The organism is Castellaniella sp., assembly GCF_049650445.1.
Classification (GTDB): Bacteria; Pseudomonadota; Gammaproteobacteria; order Burkholderiales; family Burkholderiaceae_B; genus Castellaniella.
The window spans coordinates 90113-107067 of record NZ_JBASAD010000016.1 but is presented as its reverse complement, the minus strand read 5'-3'; the positions used below and the strand labels follow the sequence as shown (position 1 = coordinate 107067).

Annotated in this window: 14 protein-coding genes; 8 read left to right on the top strand and 6 right to left on the bottom strand. The window is 66.7% G+C overall.

The window, feature by feature from the left end; all coding sequences use genetic code 11:
• Positions 1–2: 2 nt before the first annotated feature.
• Both WA983_RS04940 and WA983_RS04935 read right to left on the bottom strand, forming a co-directional pair.
• The gene (locus WA983_RS04940; RefSeq protein WP_424249008.1) at positions 3–1088 is read right to left on the bottom strand and encodes an ABC transporter ATP-binding protein; all 1086 of its coding nucleotides are present in this window, start codon (positions 1086–1088) and stop codon (positions 3–5) included.
• A 13-nt stretch (positions 1089–1101) separates the two neighbouring features.
• A complete protein-coding gene (locus WA983_RS04935) occupies positions 1102–2118 on the bottom strand; it encodes an ABC transporter substrate-binding protein (RefSeq protein ID WP_424311683.1) in 1017 nt (338 codons plus the stop codon).
• A gap of 165 nt (positions 2119–2283) precedes the next feature.
• Between WA983_RS04935 and WA983_RS04930 the strand changes: the two genes are divergently transcribed.
• The gene (locus WA983_RS04930; RefSeq protein ID WP_424249159.1) at positions 2284–3132 is read left to right on the top strand and encodes an aldo/keto reductase; all 849 of its coding nucleotides are present in this window, start codon (positions 2284–2286) and stop codon (positions 3130–3132) included.
• Position 3133: 1 nt separating this feature from the next.
• On the opposite strand, the gene WA983_RS04925 is transcribed toward WA983_RS04930, so the two are convergent.
• Positions 3134–4123, bottom strand: a complete 990-nt coding sequence (locus WA983_RS04925; RefSeq protein ID WP_424249157.1) for a diaminopimelate dehydrogenase — start codon at positions 4121–4123, stop codon at positions 3134–3136.
• A 156-nt stretch (positions 4124–4279) separates the two neighbouring features.
• Between WA983_RS04925 and sstT the strand changes: the two genes are divergently transcribed.
• Positions 4280–5512 (top strand): serine/threonine transporter SstT, encoded by a 1233-nt coding sequence (sstT, locus tag WA983_RS04920; protein WP_424249155.1) that lies wholly within the window; start codon positions 4280–4282, stop codon positions 5510–5512.
• Here the strand turns inward: sstT and WA983_RS04915 are convergent.
• The 3 genes from WA983_RS04915 to ompA all read right to left on the bottom strand — a co-directional run bounded on the left by WA983_RS04915 (position 5469) and on the right by ompA (position 7527).
• A complete protein-coding gene (locus WA983_RS04915; RefSeq protein WP_424249153.1) occupies positions 5469–6149 on the bottom strand; it encodes an HAD-IA family hydrolase in 681 nt (226 codons plus the stop codon). The two genes, sstT and WA983_RS04915, sit on opposite strands and share 44 nt — an antisense overlap.
• 2 nt (positions 6150–6151) lie before the next feature.
• Positions 6152–6859 carry a bifunctional 2-polyprenyl-6-hydroxyphenol methylase/3-demethylubiquinol 3-O-methyltransferase UbiG gene (gene ubiG, locus WA983_RS04910; RefSeq protein WP_424249151.1) on the bottom strand — a complete coding sequence of 236 codons (708 nt, stop codon included), beginning with the start codon at positions 6857–6859 and terminating at the stop codon, positions 6152–6154.
• A 101-nt stretch (positions 6860–6960) separates the two neighbouring features.
• Positions 6961–7527 carry an outer membrane protein OmpA gene (ompA, locus tag WA983_RS04905; RefSeq protein WP_424249149.1) on the bottom strand — a complete coding sequence of 189 codons (567 nt, stop codon included), beginning with the start codon at positions 7525–7527 and terminating at the stop codon, positions 6961–6963.
• Between the two features lie 469 nt (positions 7528–7996).
• On the opposite strand from ompA, the gene gyrA reads away from it, so the two are divergent.
• Genes gyrA through WA983_RS04875 form a run of 6 tightly spaced genes read left to right on the top strand, consistent with a single transcriptional unit; the run spans position 7997 to position 16920 of the window.
• A complete protein-coding gene (gene gyrA / locus WA983_RS04900) occupies positions 7997–10684 on the top strand; it encodes a DNA gyrase subunit A (protein WP_424249148.1) in 2688 nt (895 codons plus the stop codon).
• On the top strand, positions 10681–11814 hold the full coding sequence (serC, locus tag WA983_RS04895) for a 3-phosphoserine/phosphohydroxythreonine transaminase (protein ID WP_424311682.1): 1134 nt from the start codon (positions 10681–10683) through the stop codon (positions 11812–11814). The genes gyrA and serC overlap by 4 nt, the downstream gene beginning before the upstream one ends.
• Positions 11804–12892 carry a prephenate dehydratase gene (pheA, locus tag WA983_RS04890; RefSeq protein WP_424251145.1) on the top strand — a complete coding sequence of 363 codons (1089 nt, stop codon included), beginning with the start codon at positions 11804–11806 and terminating at the stop codon, positions 12890–12892. The genes serC and pheA overlap by 11 nt, the downstream gene beginning before the upstream one ends.
• Positions 12893–12902: 10 nt before the next feature.
• Positions 12903–14015 carry a histidinol-phosphate transaminase gene (gene hisC, locus WA983_RS04885; RefSeq protein ID WP_424311681.1) on the top strand — a complete coding sequence of 371 codons (1113 nt, stop codon included), beginning with the start codon at positions 12903–12905 and terminating at the stop codon, positions 14013–14015.
• Entirely contained in the window at positions 14012–14893 is an 882-nt protein-coding gene (locus tag WA983_RS04880) for a prephenate dehydrogenase (RefSeq protein WP_424251149.1), read from the top strand. Before hisC ends, WA983_RS04880 begins: the two co-directional genes overlap by 4 nt.
• Positions 14893–16920: a bifunctional 3-phosphoshikimate 1-carboxyvinyltransferase/cytidylate kinase gene (locus WA983_RS04875; protein ID WP_424251150.1), complete on the top strand. Its 2028-nt coding sequence runs from the start codon at positions 14893–14895 to the stop codon at positions 16918–16920. Before WA983_RS04880 ends, WA983_RS04875 begins: the two co-directional genes overlap by 1 nt.
• Positions 16921–16955 lie beyond the last annotated feature (35 nt).

Genomic DNA, 16955 nt, shown 5'->3' with positions numbered 1-16955 from the left:
TCTCAGGCGCTCAGCAGCAGGCAGTGGGCCGGGTCCAGGCGGATCTCGACGCGTTCGCCGGGCGTCGCCTTGACGTCCGGGTCGATGCGCGCCAGCAGCCGTTCGTCGTTGACGCGGATTTCGGCCTCGTAGACCTCGCCGACGAAATCCATGGACTCGATCGTGCCCTCGATGACGTTGAAGCCCGGCCCGACTTCGTGGCGCGTGATGCGGATGAATTCCGGGCGGATGCACAGTGTGGCTTCGGCGCCTTCCGGCAGGTCGCGCGCCTGGCAGTGGATCGTGCCCAGGCCGCAGCGCGCCAGGGTGTAGTCGTTTTCCCGCTGGCGGACGATCGCCGGGAACTGGTTGGCGCGGCCGATGAAGTCCGCCACGTAGCGGTGTTGCGCGTCGAAGTACATGTGCTGCGGGGTGCCGGTTTCCACCACGCGCCCGGCCTGCATCACGGCGATGGTGTGCGACAGGGCCAGGGCCTCGACCCGGTCGTGGGTGACGTAGATCGCAGTGATACCCAGTTCGCCCAGGAACCGGCGCAGCAGCTTGCGGGTTTCCTCGCGCAGCTTGGCGTCCAGGTTGGACAGAGGTTCGTCGAACAGGATCACGCGCGGCTCGGCCACCAGGGCGCGTGCCAGGGCCACGCGCTGCTGCTGGCCGCCGGACAGGCGCGTGGCGGGCTGGCGCTCGACGCCGCGCAACTGGACGAATTCCAGCGCCCGGGCGACTTTTTCGCGGATCTGCGCCCGGGGGGTGCCACGCACCTGCAGCGGATAGGCAATGTTGTCGAAGACCGACATGTGCGGCCAGATGGCATAGGTCTGGAACACCATGCCCAGGCCGCGTTTTTCGGTGGGCACGGCGATGCCGCGTTCAGCCGACCAGACGACGTCGTCGCCGATGCGGATCTCGCCGGCGTCCGGGGTTTCCAGGCCGACAATGCAGCGCAACAGCGTCGTCTTGCCGCAGCCGCTGGGGCCCAGCAGAGTGAAGATCTCGTTGGCCGGAATGGTCAGGTCGACATGGTCCAGGGCGGCGACGATGCGGCCCTCGGACCGGTAGGTCTTGCACAGGCCTTCGATGCGGATTTCCATGGATGGCCTGGAGTCAGCGGGCGCCGAACAGTGTGCCGAATTCGCGTCCCCAGTGCTGCAGTTCGGCGTCGGACAGGTCGCGCACGGGTTTGACCTGGACCTGATCGATGCCCGGGATCGGGGGATGTACGCCCGGGGCCAGCACGTACTCGCCGACGTCCTTGGCCAGCAGCGACATGGCCTCGCGGCCCAGCCAGTAGTCCACGAAGGCGCGTGCAGCCGCCGGGCGCGGCGCCTTGGCCGTGACGGCGATGGCGCGGGCCGAGCCCAGCAGCGGACCGGTCAGGGGGCCCCAGGCCAGCGGCGCGGGCGCTTTGGTGACGATGTACTTGGGCATGGAAATGGCGATGCGTTTTTCGCCGCTTTCGATGGGCGCGGGCGTCGGGCCGAACGAGGCCACGAACATGGGCTTGTTGGCCGCCAGCGCCTTGACGAATTGCATCCAGTCGGCCTCGGAGGCGAACACCTGTTCTTTCAGGCCGAGCAGCCAGGAAATCGTCGAGGCGTGGTTGGCCGGATTGGCCATGACGATCTGGTCGCGCCATTTCGGATCGGCCAGATCCTGGTAGGTCTTGGGCGCGTCGGCGGCCTGGACGTGCTGGGTGTTGTACAGGTAGGACACGTATTCCACCCCGAACAGGGTGATGTGCTCGTCTTTTGTGGCCCAGTCCGGGTAGCCCTGGGCAGCCGGGGACCGGTAGGGCGTCAGAATGCCTTGTTCCTTCAGGAGTTCCAGCATCGGCAGGGGCGCCTGCACCACGTCCGCCGTCAGCTTGCCGGCGGCGGCCTCGGTCAGCAGGGTGGGGATGAACTTGGAACTGGAGATGCGCGAGTATTCGCCCTGGATGCCGGTCGCCTTCTGGAAGGCGTCCATGATGGGCTGTACGGCCGTGATGTTGGCGAAGAACGTGGCTTTGCCTTCTGCGCGGGCGGCGTCGTCGGCGGCCCGGGCCCAGGCCGGCAGGCCGGGCAGCGCGGCGGCACCGGCCAGTTTCAGGAAATCTCTACGGTCGAAGGAAGGCGGCTTCATGGTGGACTCCTGAAAGATGTTTTTGGTGTTTTTGGGATGGTAGTGTGCGCAGCGGACGCAGGCAAGCGTGGCGCAGGCAGGCAGGCGGAGTGCCCGGACGCGGCGTCAGGGCCTCATACGTACAATGATCTGTTTGCATCATGCGTCACACAGGCGGGAGGCGCCATGAAAACGCGTACGTTCGGTGTCACGGGCCGGCAGGTGCCGGTCCTGGGACAGGGCAGTTGGTACCTCGATCAGGCGGCCAGCCGGGCCGGGGCGGTCGCTGCCTTGCGGCACGGCCTGGATCTGGGCATGACGCACATCGATACGGCCGAAATGTACGGCTCGGGAGCGGCCGAGTCGCTGGTGGGCGAAGCCATCCGGGGCCGCCGCGACGCGGTGTTCCTGGTGTCCAAGGTGCTGCCTTCGAACGCGGGGCGGCGGGCCGCCGTCCAGGCCTGCGAGCGTTCTCTGAAAGCGCTGGGCACGGACCATCTGGACGCGTACCTGCTGCACTGGCGCGGTTCCGTCCCTCTGGATGAGACCTTCCGCGCTTTCGAAGACCTGAAGGCCGCCGGCAAAATCCGCGCCTGCGGGGTCAGCAATTTCGACGTGGATGATCTGGAGGAAGCCTGGGACATCCTGGGGCCCGGCAAGCTGGCTTGCAACCAGGTGCTGTATCACCTGGAAGAACGGGCCATCGAGCACGCCGTCGTCCCCTGGTGCCGCGACCACGATGTGGCGGTGGTGGCCTACAGCCCCTTCGGACATGACGCGTTCCCCGACGAAGGTTCAGCGGGCGGCCGCGCGCTGGCCGCAGTCGCCCGGGCGCACGGTGCTACGGCCCGTCAGGTGGCGCTGGCCTTTCTGACCCGGGAAGACGGGCTGTTCGCCATCCCCAAGGCCTCGAGTCCGGCGCATGCCGGCGACAATGCCGGCGCGGGCGATCTGCGGCTGTCAGAGGCCGAGATTGCGCGGCTGGATGCGGCCTTTCCGTTGGGGCCGCAGCCGTCCTTTCTGCCGATGATCTGATTTACAGCAGTGCCTTGCGCAGGGCCTCGGGAGACTGGGGCGACAGCAGGCCGGGGGCTACGTCGAACACGGTGCGGGCACCGGTTTCTCCGGCGGACTTCATCCGCCAGGCGGCGCGTGCGTAGGCGACCAGCACGCTGGACGTGAACGACGGGTTGCTGTCGAGCTTCAGGGAAAATTCCATCGCCTGATGCTCGGCGGCGCCTGTCTGGCCGCTGCGGATCACGAAGCCGCCATGCGGCATGCCGGCGTGTTCGCGGACCAGGGTGTCCTCGTCGATGAAGTGCACCGTGGTGTCGTAGTCCGCGAAATAATCCGGCATGGTGACGATGGCCCGTTCGACCTGGCGGGCGTCGGCGCCCGGCTCCAGCACCACGTGGCATTCGCGCTGGTGCTTTTCGCGGGTCGAGAGCGCCGGCTGTTCTCCCGAGCGGACACGCTCGACCGCCGCCGGGATCGGGATCGTGTATTGCACCCCGGCGCGCACGCCCGGCACGCGCCGGATCGCGTCCGAATGCCCCTGGCTCAGGCCCTTGCCCCAGAAGGTGTAGGTGGCACCGTCCGGCAGGATGGCTTCGCCCATCAGGCGGTTGATGGAGAACAGGCCCGGGTCCCAGCCCACTGCGATGATGGACAGCGTGTCGTGCGCGCGGGCGGCGGCGTCGACGGCCTCGAAATACTGGGGGATCCGGGCGTGGGTATCGTAACTGTCCACCGTCGTGAACCATTGGGCCAGTTCGGGGCCTTGGGCGGGCAGATCGTCCTTGGAGCCGCCGCACAGAATCATGACGTCGATGGCGTCGCGGTGCGCCTGGGCGTCGTCCAGGGAAAATACCGGTACCGACGCATCAGGCAGGCGCAGCGAGGCCGGGTCGCGGCGCGTGAAGACCCCGGCCAGGCGCATGTCGGGGCAGCGGGCCAGGGCGGCCAGGGCGCCGCGTCCCAGATTGCCGTAGCCGGCGATGCCGACGCGGATCGTGTGTGAAGCCATGGAATTCCTTCGGAGAGCGTGAGGTGGGCGTGCCGCGCCGGGTGGCCCACAGAAGGGCAGGATTTGTCGCGCGACAAGGTTTTATTGTATCGGCTCGCCGGGCCGCCGATCCTCCGGTGCTAGAATGGCGCCGATTTTTTTTCACAGAGCACCCCGATGACGCCTCACGCCCCGAAACCCACGCCCTTGCTCCAGTTCGTCAGTAATGGCAGCCTGGTGACGCAGATCCTGATCGGCCTGATCGCCGGTGTGGTGCTGGCGCTCGTTTCGCCGGACGCGGCCCAGGCGGTCGGCCTGCTGGGCAACTTGTTCGTCACGGCGCTGAAGTCCATCGCCCCGATTCTGGTCTTCGTGCTGGTGGCGGCCTCGATCGCCAACCACCAGCAAGGCGCTCAGGCGCGGCTGGGGCCCATCCTGGTCCTGTACCTGATCGGCACCTTCGCGGCCGCCGTGGTGGCGGTGGCCGCCAGTTTCCTGTTTCCCCTGAACATCCGCCTGCAACTGGGCGAGGCTGCACTCAGCCCCCCCAGCGGCGTGATCGAAGTCCTGCGCAATCTGCTGCTGAGCGTGGTGGACAATCCGGTGCATGCCCTGGTCGAAGCCAACTATATCGGCATCCTGGCCTGGGCCATCGGCCTGGGGGTCGCGCTGCGCCATGCCAATGCATCCACCAAAAACGTCATGGCGGATCTGTCGGTGGGCTTGTCCTATATCGTCAAAGTGGTCATCCGTACGGCGCCGATCGGGATCTTTGGCCTGGTTGCCTCGACCATGGCCGAGACCGGCTTCGGCGCGCTGATGGACTATGCCCGCCTGCTGGCGGTGCTGCTGGGCTGCATGCTGTTCGTGGCGCTGGTGGTCAATCCGCTGATCGTGTTCCTGCGGCTGCGGATCAACCCCTATCCCCTGGTCTTCACCTGCCTGCGCGAATCCGGCGTCACCGCTTTCTTCACGCGCAGTTCGGCGGCGAACATCCCGGTCAACATGGCCCTGTGCCAGAAGCTGGGTCTGGAGGAGGACACCTATTCCGTGTCGATTCCCCTGGGGGCCACCATCAATATGGCTGGCGCGGCCATCACCATCACGGTGCTGACGCTGGCGGCGGTCAATACCCTGGGGGTGGCTGTGGACTTGCCCACGGCATTGCTGCTCAGCATCGTGGCGGCGGTTTGCGCCTGCGGCGCGTCCGGCGTAGCCGGCGGGTCGCTGCTGCTGATTCCGGTGGCCTGCAGCCTGTTCGGCATTTCCAACGACCTGGCGATGCAGGTCGTCGGGGTGGGTTTCATCATCGGCGTGCTGCAGGATTCCGCCGAGACGGCCTTGAATTCCTCGACCGACGTGCTGTTCACGGCCGCCGGTTCAGGTCTCCCGCAGCCCAGCGCTCGATGATGGGCCAGAGATCCTCGGGGGCGTTGGCGATGGCGTCGGCGCCCCAGCGGGCCGGGTCGTCCGAGCAATAGCCGTAGGCGGCGGCCACGGTGGCCATGCCGGCCGCCCGGCCGGCCACCACGTCGCGTTCGTCGTCGCCAATGTAGATGCAGTCCCCGGGCGCGAACCCGGCCTGGCGTGCGGCGTGCAGCAGCGGTTCCGGGTGTGGCTTGGTATGGGGGGTGGTGTCGCCGCCCACCGTCACCAGACAGCGGTCTTGCAGGCCCAGGTGGCGCACGATGGGCAGGGCCAGCGCTTCGACCTTGTTGGTCACGATGCCCCAGCCGCAGGCCTGGTCGCCCAGTCGGTCCAGCAGTGCCGGGATGCCGGGAAACAAGCGGGTATGCACCAGCATGTTCTCGGCGTAGTCACGCAGGAATTGCTGCCGGACGGGTTCGTAGGCCTCGGTCCCGGCGTCCAGGTCCAGAGCGGCCTTGAGCAGGCCGCGCGCGCCGTGCGAGGCGTACGGGCGCAAGGCCTCGTAGGGCAGGGGGGGCAGGCCCTGGTAGCCGCGCTGGCGGTTGGCGGCGGCCGCCAGATCCGGTGCGGTGTCGGCCAGGGTGCCGTCGAAATCAAACAGGACGAGAGGGTGTGTCATGGTCATGCCGGTCGGCGCGTGGCCATCAGGTAGTTGACCCCCGTATCCGGCGTCAGGCTGTAGCGTTGGGTCAGAGGGTGGTAGCCCATGCCGGACAGGCGGGTGACTTCCAGCCCCGCGCCGCGCGCGGCGGCCGCCAGTTCGCTGGGGGTGATGAATTGTTCGTAGCTGTGCGTGCCCCGGGGCACCATCCGCATCACGTATTCAGCCGCCACGATGGCTAGCAGAAAGGATTTCGGATTGCGGTTCAGGGTGGAAAAACACACCAGTCCGCCCGGGCGGACCAGCCGGGCGCAGGCGGCCACGACCGAAGCCGGGTCAGGCACGTGTTCCAGCAGTTCCATGCAGGTGACGAGATCGAACTGGCCGGCCTGCTGTTGCGCGTAGTCTTCGGCGCTGACGCATTCATACTGGACCTGGACGCCTGATTCGTGGCCGTGCAGGCGCGCGATTTGCAGAGCCTGCTTGGCCAGATCGATGCCCGTGACCTGGGCGCCTTCGGCCGCCATGGCCTCGGCCAGCAGGCCGCCGCCGCAACCGACGTCCAGCGTGCGCAGACCGTTCAGCGTACCGGCCTGGGTGCGGATCCAGTCCAGGCGCAGGGGGTTGATGTCGTGCAGGGTTTTCAGTTCGCCCTGGGGGTCCCACCAACTGGAGGCGAAGGCACTGAATTTATCGAGTTCCGCCGGGTCGGCGTTGGCTGCGTGCATGGGGCGGCTCCAGTGTCCGGAAATGAATAGGGCTCCGTCGAAACGGAGCCCTATTGTAGCCGTCGCGCGCGAGGCGCGGCGGCGTCGTGCGGCCAGCAGAATTACTTGCGGGTACCGACGATTTCGATTTCCACGCGGCGGTTCTGCGCACGGCCTTCGCGGGTCTTGTTGGACGCGACGGGTTGCAGTTCGCCCTTGCCTTCGGCGTAGATACGGTCGGCAGGCACGCCCTTGCTGATCAGGTATTGCTTGACCGTGTTGGCGCGGCGTTCAGACAGCTTCTGGTTGTAGGCTTCGGTACCGATGGAGTCGGTGTGGCCGGTGGCGATGACCGTTTCCAGGTTGACCGAACCAGCTTGCTGGGCGACTTGATCCAGGACCTGCTTGCCTTCGGGCTTCAGGGTGGCCTTGTCGAAATCGAAGAAGGTGTCGGCGTTCAGGACGACCTTGCTGGCGGTCGGGGCGACGACAGGTGCTTCGGCGACGGGCTTGCCGCAGGCGGTGGCGGCGGTGGCCGGCGTCCAGAACGCATCGCGCCAGCATTCGCCGCTGACGTTCTTCCAGACGGTACCGTCAACACCGGTCCAGTTGTCGGAAGCCGAGGCAGTACCGACGGCGGACATGGCTGCGATGGCAAGTCCAATAGCGATTTTGGAGGGTTTGTTCATGTTTCTCCTCGTTTGAGCATGATGCTTGAAAGTGACCGCAGCGAACCCCCGCCGCATATCGAAAGAACGCTACCAGTATAGCAATGTAGAGTTGGAGTGCTCTGAGTTGCGCTGGGTTTCATGCGTGTTAGGCGAAATCTTAAGGCATTTCCCCCGCCGGGTTAAGCACAAATCTTTTCGTGTGCCCTCTGGGGGCTATTTACGTGAATGGATGGGGTTGGGTGTAGGCTTTTCGCAACATCGGGTGAGGCGAACGCGGGTTGCGGGGGCCGGCGTGATCCCTTGGGTCGTCCGGCCGGAGCCCTGGGGCGAATGATAGAATCCCTGATTGGCCAGGGTGCCGGGTCAACGGGTCATCCTCCAGGTCAGTCGGGCGTGCGCGACTGGCCCGGAGCGCGCGATGCGCGATCCGTCGTTTCTGGCGCCATCCGGTCCAGTCATTCAAGCCTGCAAGTTTTTCGGATACGCCATGGATTCTTTCGCCAAAGAGACACTGCCCATTTCGCTCGAAGACGAAATGCGGCGCAGCTACCTGGATTACGCAATGAGCGTGATCGTGGGGCGCGCCCTGCCGGACGTGCGCGACGGGCTCAAGCCCGTGCACCGGCGGGTCTTGTTCGCCATGCACGAACTGAACAACGACTGGAACCGCGCTTATAAGAAGTCCGCGCGTATCGTCGGGGACGTGATCGGTAAATATCACCCGCACGGTGATTCGGCGGTGTACGACACCATCGTGCGAATGGCCCAGGATTTCTCGCTGCGCTATATGTTGGTCGATGGCCAGGGCAACTTTGGTTCGATCGACGGCGATAACGCGGCAGCCATGCGTTACACCGAAGTCCGCCTGTCGAAGATCGCCCACGAACTGCTGGCCGACATCGACCAGGAAACCGTGGACTTCGGTCCCAACTACGACGGCAGCGAACAGGAACCCCTGCTGCTGCCCTCGCGCCTGCCCAACCTGCTGGTCAACGGCAGCGCCGGGATCGCAGTGGGCATGGCGACCAACATTCCCCCGCACAATCTGTCCGAGGTCGTCGAGGGCTGCCTGTACTGTCTGCGCAATCCCGACTGCACCATCGATGAACTGATCGAACGCATCCCCGCGCCGGATTTCCCCACCGGCGGCATCATCTATGGCATGGCCGGTGTGCGCGAAGGCTATCGCACCGGGCGCGGGCGGGTGATCATGCGAGCCAAGGTCCACTTCGAGGACATGGAGCGCGGCCACCGCCAGGCCATCGTCGTCGATGCCATTCCCTATCAGGTCAACAAGAAGTCCCTGCAGGAACGCATCGCCGAACTGGTCAACGAAAAGAAGATCGAGGGCATTTCCGACATCCGCGACGAATCGGACAAGGACGGCATGCGTCTGGTCATCGAGCTCAAGCGCGGCGAGGTCCCCGAGGTCGTTCTGAACAACCTCTATAAGAATACGCAGCTTCAGGAAACCTTCGGCATGAACATGGTGGCGCTGGTCGATGGCCAGCCACGCCTGCTGAACCTGAAGCAGATGGTGCAGTATTTCCTGCAGCACCGCCGCGAGGTCGTCACCCGTCGCACCATCTTCCAGTTGCGCAAGGCCCGCGAGCGCGGCCACGTGCTGGAAGGCCTGGCGGTGGCCCTGGCCAACATCGACGACTTCATCGCCATCATCAAGGCCGCGCCCACCCCGCCGGTGGCACGCCAGGCCTTGATGGATCGCAGTTGGGATTCGTCCCTGGTGCGCGAAATGCTGGACCGTGCCGACTCCAACATCGCCTCTGGCGGTCGCGCAGCCTACCGTCCGGATGGCCTGGACGCGCATTTCGGCCTGCAGGCCGACGGCCAGTACCGGCTGTCCGAAGTCCAGGCCCAGGAAATCCTGAACATGCGCCTTCAGCGCCTGACCGGCCTGGAGCAGGACAAGATCGTCGGCGAATATCGCGAGATCATGGACACCATCGCCGATCTGCTGGACATCCTGGCCCGTCCGGAACGGGTGACCGCGATCATTAGCGACGAATTGCAGGCGATCCGCGCCGAATTTTCCAACGCCAACAACGATCGGCGCCGTGCGGAAATCGAATACAACGCCACGGAACTGGAAACCGAAGACCTGATCACGCCGATGGACATGGTGGTGACGCTGTCGCGCAGCGGTTACATCAAGAGCCAGCCGCTGTCCGAATACCGCTCGCAAAAACGGGGCGGGCGCGGCAAGCAGGCCGCCGCCACCAAGGAAGACGACTGGATCGACCAGCTCTTCATCGCCAATACGCACGATTACCTGCTGTGTTTCTCCGACCGGGGTCGTGTCTACTGGCTCAAGGTCTGGGAAGTGCCGCAGGGCTCGCGCAACTCGCGCGGCCGGCCGATCGTCAATATGTTCCCGCTGGTCGACGGCGAGACCATCACGGTGGTGCTGTCGGTCAAGGCGTTCAGCGACGATCACTACGTGTTCATGGCGACTTCGCGCGGGACGGTCAAGAAGACCCCGCTGTCGGATTTCTCCAATCCCCGCAAAGCCGGCATCATTGCCGTCGGCCTGGATGACGGCGACTTCCTGATCGGCGCCGAACTGACCGATGGCCTGCACGACGTGATGCTGTTCTCGGACGCAGGCAAGGCCGTGCGCTTCGACGAGAACGACGTGCGCCCGATGGGCCGCACGGCGCGCGGCGTGCGCGGCATGTCGCTGGAAGACGGTCAGAGCGTGATCGCCCTGCTGGTGGCGGAAGACGAAACCCAGAGCGTGCTGACGGCCACCGAAAACGGCTATGGCAAGCGCACCTCCATCGTCGAATACACGCGCCACGGGCGCGGTACCAAGGGCATGATCGCCATCCAGACCTCGGCGCGCAACGGCAGGGTCGTCAGTGCCGTGCTGGTGCGGCCCGAAGACGAAATCATGCTGATCACCAACGGCGGGGTGCTGGTGCGCACGCGGGTCTCCGAGATCCGCGAGATGGGCCGCGCCACCCAGGGGGTCACGCTGATCAATGTGGACGAGGGCAGCCTGCTGTCCGGCGTGCGCCGCGTGGCCGAAAGCGATGCCGACGAGGACGAGGCCGAAGCCGGTACGGAATCACCGGAGGGCGGCGCCGCGCCGGCCGCTGACAGTCCTGCGGCCGACGCACCGGACGCATCGAACACTGACGAGGATCAGGCATGAGCCGTCCCTGGAATTTTGCCGCAGGGCCTTCCACCCTGCCGCTCGAAGTCCTGCAGCAGGCCGCCGCCGAGATGTGCGACTGGAATGGCAGCGGCACCTCGGTCATGGAAATGAGTCATCGCGGCAAGCACTACAGCCGCATCCGTGACGAGGCCGAGGCCGACCTGCGCACGCTGCTGGCCGTGCCGGACGACTTCGAGGTGCTGTTCATGCAGGGCGGCGCTTCGGCGCAGAACGCCATCGTGCCGATGAACCTGATCGGTCGCGCCGGCCTGGGGCGGGCGGACTATGTCCTCAGCGGTCATTGGGCGGGCAAGTCCTTCAAAGAAGCCGCGCGCTACGGTGACATCGCCGTCGCCGCCACGGCTGAGTCCGAAACCGTCATCGGCGGCCATCGTTTCGGCCCCTGGTGCTGGCTGCCGGACCCGGCCGAATGGCGGGTCCGCCGCGATGCGGCCTATCTGCACCTGTGCGCCAACGAAACCATCGGCGGGGTCGAGCAGGCCGTCATGCCCGACATGGCCGCCCTGGGGGCGCCCGACGTGCCGCTGGTGGCCGACATGTCGTCCAACATCCTGACCCGGCCCATCGATTTCTCGGGGCTGGGCATGGTCTATGCCGGGGCGCAGAAGAACGCCGGCCCGGCCGGCGTGACGCTGACCTTCGTGCGCAAGGACCTGATGGGTCACGCGCTGCCGCATTGCCCCTCGGTATTCGACTACGCCAACGTGGCCGGCGCCCAGTCCATGTTCAATACACCGCCGACCTACGCCATCTATGTGGCGGGCCTGGTCTTCAAGTGGCTGCTGCGCCAGGGTGGGGTGGCGGCGATGGACGCCGCCAGCGACGCCAAGTCGCGCGCCCTGTATGACTACCTGGACGGCTCCGACCTGTACGAAAATCGCATTGCGCCGGCCTGTCGTTCGCGCATGAACATACCGTTCTTCCTGCGTGACGAATCGCTGAACGCCGCCTTCCTGGCTGAATCCGAGGCCGCCGGACTGCTGGCCCTGAAGGGCCACAAGGCCGTGGGCGGCATGCGGGCTTCCCTGTACAACGCCATGCCTCTGGAAGGGGTGCAGGCGCTGATCGGTTTCCTGAAGGATTTCGAGGCCCGCCATGGCGGATGACACCCTGCTGTCCCGCCTGGAACCGCTGCGCGAGCGCATCGATGCGCTGGACACGCAGATTCTGGATCTGTTCAATCAGCGCGCCCGCGCGGCCCTGGAAGTCGGCGAGGTCAAAAAGGCGTTCGACGCGACCGGACCGATCCTCAAGCCCGAGCGCGAGGCTTTGATCATCCGCCGATTGCAGTCGGAAAACGCCGGACCGGTCCCCGAAGAAGCCGTCGCCGCCGTCTGGCGCCAGATCATCTCCACCTGTCGCGGCCTCGAAAGCGTGCTGACCGTCGCCTTCCTGGGGCCGCAGGGCTCGTTTTCGGAGCAGGCGTCCTTCGAGCATTTCGGCCATGCGATCACCGGCCTGCGCTGTGAGTCCTTCGACGAGGTCTTCCGCGCCGTCGAGGCCGGGCAGGCCGACGTCGGCATGGTGCCGGTGGAAAACTCCACCGAAGGCGCCGTCAACCGCAGCCTGGACCTGCTGCTGAATGCCTCGCTGAAGGTGCTGGGCGAACGCACCATCCGCATCCATCACAACCTGCTCACCCTGACCGGCGGGCTGGAAGGCGTCACCCGGGTGCTGGGGCATCCCCAGGCTCTGGCCCAATGCCAGGCCTGGCTCAGCCGCAACCATCCGGGGCTGGAGCGCCTGCCCGTGGCCAGCAACGCCCAGGCGGCGCGCATGGCCTCCGAAGATCCCGCCTGTGCGGCGATCGCCGGGGATGCGGCTGCGGCTGCCTGGGGGCTGAGCGCCGTGGCCAGCGGCATCCAGGACGATCCCCAGAACCAGACCCGCTTCGTGGCCGTCGGGCCGCGCGACTCCGGGCCCACCGGCCGCGACAAGACCAGCCTGGTGCTGGCCGTGCCCAACCGCGCCGGCGCCGTCTACGACATGCTGGCGCCGCTGTCCCGACACGGTGTGTCCATGACGCGTTTCGAATCGCGGCCAGCCCGCACGGGCCAGTGGGAATACTATTTCTACGTCGATCTGCTGGGTCATCGGGACGACGAGCCTGTCGCCCAGGCTCTGGCCGAACTGCGCCAGCAGGTCGCCTTCTTCAAGGTGCTGGGGTCCTACCCCCGGCAATGAGGCCCGCTCCATGACAGACATCCAGGCGCCCGACCACATCCGGGCCATTGCTCCCTATCAGGCCGGCAAACCGATCGAGGAACTTGCCCGTGAGTTCGGGCTGGACCCGGACGGCATCATCAAGCTGGCCTCCAACGAGAATCCCCTGGGCTGCTCCGATCGCGTGCGTGCGGCGCTCGCCGATGCGGTCGGCGCGCTGCACGGCCGCTATCCGGACCCCAACGGCTTTGACCTGAAAGCGGCGCTTGCGGCGCGCCACCAGGTGCCGGCGAATTGGGTCACCTTGGGCAACGGCTCCAACGATCTGCTGGAGCTGGCCTCCCTGGCACTGCTGGACGAGGGCACGTCGGCCGTCTATGCGCAGCATGCGTTCGTGGTCTATCGGCTCAGCACCCAGGCGCGAGGCGCCCGACACCTGATGGTGCCGGCGCGCGACTATGGCCATGATCTGGACGCCATGCTGGCGGCCATCGCAGACGACACGCGGCTGGTGTTCATCGCCAACCCGAACAACCCCACCGGCACCCATCTGTCCGGCCCGCGCGTGCGAGCCTTCCTGGAAGCCGTCCGGGCACGGCACGGGGACCGCGTCGCCGTGTTGCTGGACGAAGCCTACGACGAATACCTGGACCCAGAGGCGCGCGCGGACAGCACGCAGTGGGTGCGCGAATTCCCCAATCTGATCGTCACCCGCACCTTCTCCAAAGCCTATGGCCTGGCAGGGCTGCGGGTCGGCTACGCCCTGGCGCAGCCGACACTGACCGATCTGCTGAACCGGGTGCGTCAGCCCTTCAATGTCAACGTCCTGGCCCAGCTCGCCGCGCGCGTTGCCCTGGCGGACACCGACTTCCTGGACCGGACCTACGCCCTGAACCGGGCGGGCCGGACGCAGTTGCAGGATGGCTTTGCCGCCCTGGGGCTGGATTTCGTGCCCAGCCATACGAATTTCGTGCTGGTACGCGTGGGCGACGCTGCGCGCATCAACGTCGAGCTCCTGCGCCGGGGCATCATTGTGCGGCCCGTGGCGGGCGACGGCCTGCCCGAACACCTGCGGGTCAGCATCGGCCTGCCGGAAGAAAACGCCCGCCTGCTCGATGCGCTGAAGGCCGTGCTGCTGGGATGAGCCAGGCACTGGTCCAGGTCCTGGCCGTCGTCGGCACGGGGCTGATCGGCGGCTCGTTCGCGGCGGCTCTGCGCCGGGTAGGGCAGGTGGGCCGGGTGCTGGGCGTCGGGCGCAATCCCGTCTCGCTCCAGCGTGCCCGTGACCTGGGCCTGATCGACGAGATTGCCGACCTGTCCCAGGCGGCAGCCGAGGCCGACCTGATTTTCCTGGCCACGCCAGTAGGTGCGATGGCGCCGATCCTGCGGGACCTGGCACCGATCCTGCGGCCGGAGACGCTCGTCACCGACGCCGGCAGCACCAAGGCCGACGTGGCCCGCCTGGCGCAGGATATCCTGGGCGACCGGCATACACAGTTCATTCCCGGCCACCCCATTGCGGGGTCGGAAATGACCGGTCCCGAAGCGGCTGATCCCATGCTGTACCACGGCCGCAAGGTCGTGCTGACCCCGTTCGATGAAACGCCGGGCGTCCTGCAGCATCGCCTGATCCGCGCCTGGGAGGCCTGTGGCGCACGCGTTGCGCTGATGACGCCCGAGGCCCACGACCGGGCGCTGGCCGCCGTCAGTCACGTGCCGCATTTTCTGGCGGCCGCCTATATGGCCGGGATCGTCCGGGCGGATGACGCCGACACGCGCCTGAACCTGGCCGGCACGGGATTCCGCGACTTTACCCGGATCGCGGCGGGCTCTGCCGAGGTCTGGCGCGATATTTTTCTTTCCAACCGGGCGGCGGTGCTGCGCGAACTGGACGGTTTCGAACAGGCGCTACGGCTGCTGCGGGCGAGTCTCGAAGGCGACTCCGACCCCGCCGCCCTCGAAGCCCAGCTCGAACAGGCGGCGCTTGCCCGCCGGTTCTGGGGCGGCAGGAGTCAGATGTGATGAACACGAGCGGCGCCGGCGCGCGCGAACCTTCCCTGCTTCTTGCGCCGGCCGTGCATGCGCGCGGCACAGTGACGCTGCCGGGTTCCAAAAGCATTTCCAACCGGGCGCTGCTGCTGGCGGCGTTGGCGGAAGGCACCACTGAACTGGATGGCCTGCTGGATTCCGACGACACGCGGGTCATGCGTGCGGCCCTGCAAACTCTGGGCCTGGATCTGCGCCAGACCGGCGAGGATTCGCTCAGCCTGGACGGCGCGGCGGACTGGCCGAACACACAGGCCGATCTGTTCCTGGGCAATGCGGGCACGGCCTTCCGGCCGCTGACGGCAGCTCTGGCGATGATGGGCGGCGACTACCGCCTGTCCGGCGTGCCGCGCATGCACGAGCGCCCCATTGGCGATCTGGTGCAGGCGCTGCGAGGCCTGGGCTGCGAGATCACCTATGAAGGGCAGGAGGGCTATCCGCCCTTGCGCATCGGCCGAGGGGCTTTGGACCTGAGCCGACCCGTCCGGGTGCGCGGCTCCGTGTCCAGCCAGTTCCTGACGGCGCTGCTCATGGCCGCGCCGATCGCGGCCCGCCGGGCCGGCCAGGACGTGGTCATCGAACTGGATGGCCCGCTGATCTCCAAGCCCTACATCCTGATCACCCTGAACCTGATGGAACGCTTTGGCGTGCGTGTGCGCCGCGAAGGCTGGGAACGCTTCACCATCCCGGCCGACGCGTGCTATCGCGCCCCGGGCCGCTATCGGGTCGAGGGCGATGCCTCGTCCGCCTCGTATTTCCTGGGGCTGGGCGCCATTGCGGGCGGTCCGGTCCGCATCGAAGGCGTCGGCGGCGACAGCATCCAGGGCGACGTGGCCTTTGCCGAGGTCGTCGAGGCCATGGGCGCGCGGGTCGAACGCGAGGCCGACGCCCTGGTGGTGCGGGGGCCAGTCGTGGCCAGGGGCGAACGGCTCAAGGCCTTCGACCGGGATTTCAACCTGATCCCCGATGCCGCCATGACCGCCGCCGTGCTGGCCCTGTACGCCGACGGCCCCTGCCGGCTGCGCAACATCGCCAGTTGGCGGGTCAAGGAAACCGACCGCATCGATGCCATGCATGCCGAACTCGCCCGCCTGGGCGCGCGGGTGGAGTCCGATGCCGACAGCCTGACCGTGCATCCCTTGCCGGCCGATGGCTGGCGCGCCGCCGAAATCCGCACCTACGACGATCATCGCATGGCGATGTGCTTCTCGCTGGCGGCCTTCGGCCCCGTGCCGGTGACCATCCTGGATCCAGACTGCGTCAGCAAGACCTATCCGGACTACTTCACGGACTTTCGTCGCTTGCTGTCCATCGATCCCCTTGCCCAAGGCGCCCCGGTGCGGACTGCGCCGATCATCACCATCGACGGCCCGACCGCCTCGGGCAAGGGCACCATTGCGCAGCGGGTGGCCCAGGCCTTGGGCTGGCATGTGCTGGACAGTGGTGCGCTCTATCGCCTGACCGCTCTGGCGGTGCTGCGCGAGGGCGGCGATGGCACCGACGAGGCCCAGGCGGCCCGGTTGGCGCGGCATCTGGACGTGCGCTTCGAAGAGGGCACCGTCTTCATGGGCAATGAGGACGTCGGCAGCCAGATCCGCCAGGAAGCGGTCGGCAATCTGGCCTCGCGCGTGGCCGCCTGGCCGGCGGTGCGCGAGGCGCTGCTGGCGTGCCAGCAGGATTTTTGCCGGGCGCCGGGTCTGGTGGCCGACGGGCGCGACATGGGCACGGTGGTCTTTCCCGACGCCCCCTTGAAAATCTTTCTCGACGCGGGCGTCGAGGTGCGGGCGCAACGGCGCCATAAGCAGTTGAAGGACAAGGGTTTTTCTGCTAACCTAGATGACCTTTTAAAAGACCTTCGGGCGCGTGATGCGCGAGACCGGGGTCGGGCGCATGCGCCGCTTGTTGCGGCGGCGGATGCGGTCACTGTGGATTCGTCCCATCAGGGGATCGATGACGTGGTGCGTCAAGTGCTGGATCTCTGGTCCGCACGCGGGCCTGCCTGACGGGCGCTGTTTCCGGCGTTTGCTTCAGGCGGGAT

Bases quoted from the DNA above. Each gene is read 5' to 3' on its own strand.
- pheA (WP_424251145.1), top strand. From the start codon at position 11,804: ATGGCGGATGACACCCTGCTGTCCCGCCTGGAACCGCTGCGCGAGCGC.
- WA983_RS04915 (WP_424249153.1), bottom strand. From the start codon at position 6,149: ATGACACACCCTCTCGTCCTGTTTGATTTCGACGGCACCCTGGCCGAC.
- WA983_RS04880 (WP_424251149.1), top strand. From the start codon at position 14,012: ATGAGCCAGGCACTGGTCCAGGTCCTGGCCGTCGTCGGCACGGGGCTG.
- WA983_RS04940 (WP_424249008.1), bottom strand. From the start codon at position 1,088: ATGGAAATCCGCATCGAAGGCCTGTGCAAGACCTACCGGTCCGAGGGC.
- serC (WP_424311682.1), top strand. From the start codon at position 10,681: ATGAGCCGTCCCTGGAATTTTGCCGCAGGGCCTTCCACCCTGCCGCTC.
- WA983_RS04875 (WP_424251150.1), top strand. From the start codon at position 14,893: ATGAACACGAGCGGCGCCGGCGCGCGCGAACCTTCCCTGCTTCTTGCG.
- hisC (WP_424311681.1), top strand. From the start codon at position 12,903: ATGACAGACATCCAGGCGCCCGACCACATCCGGGCCATTGCTCCCTAT.
- sstT (WP_424249155.1), top strand. From the start codon at position 4,280: ATGACGCCTCACGCCCCGAAACCCACGCCCTTGCTCCAGTTCGTCAGT.
- ubiG (WP_424249151.1), bottom strand. From the start codon at position 6,859: ATGCACGCAGCCAACGCCGACCCGGCGGAACTCGATAAATTCAGTGCC.
- WA983_RS04925 (WP_424249157.1), bottom strand. From the start codon at position 4,123: ATGGCTTCACACACGATCCGCGTCGGCATCGCCGGCTACGGCAATCTG.
- ompA (WP_424249149.1), bottom strand. From the start codon at position 7,527: ATGAACAAACCCTCCAAAATCGCTATTGGACTTGCCATCGCAGCCATG.
- WA983_RS04935 (WP_424311683.1), bottom strand. From the start codon at position 2,118: ATGAAGCCGCCTTCCTTCGACCGTAGAGATTTCCTGAAACTGGCCGGT.
- WA983_RS04930 (WP_424249159.1), top strand. From the start codon at position 2,284: ATGAAAACGCGTACGTTCGGTGTCACGGGCCGGCAGGTGCCGGTCCTG.
- gyrA (WP_424249148.1), top strand. From the start codon at position 7,997: ATGGATTCTTTCGCCAAAGAGACACTGCCCATTTCGCTCGAAGACGAA.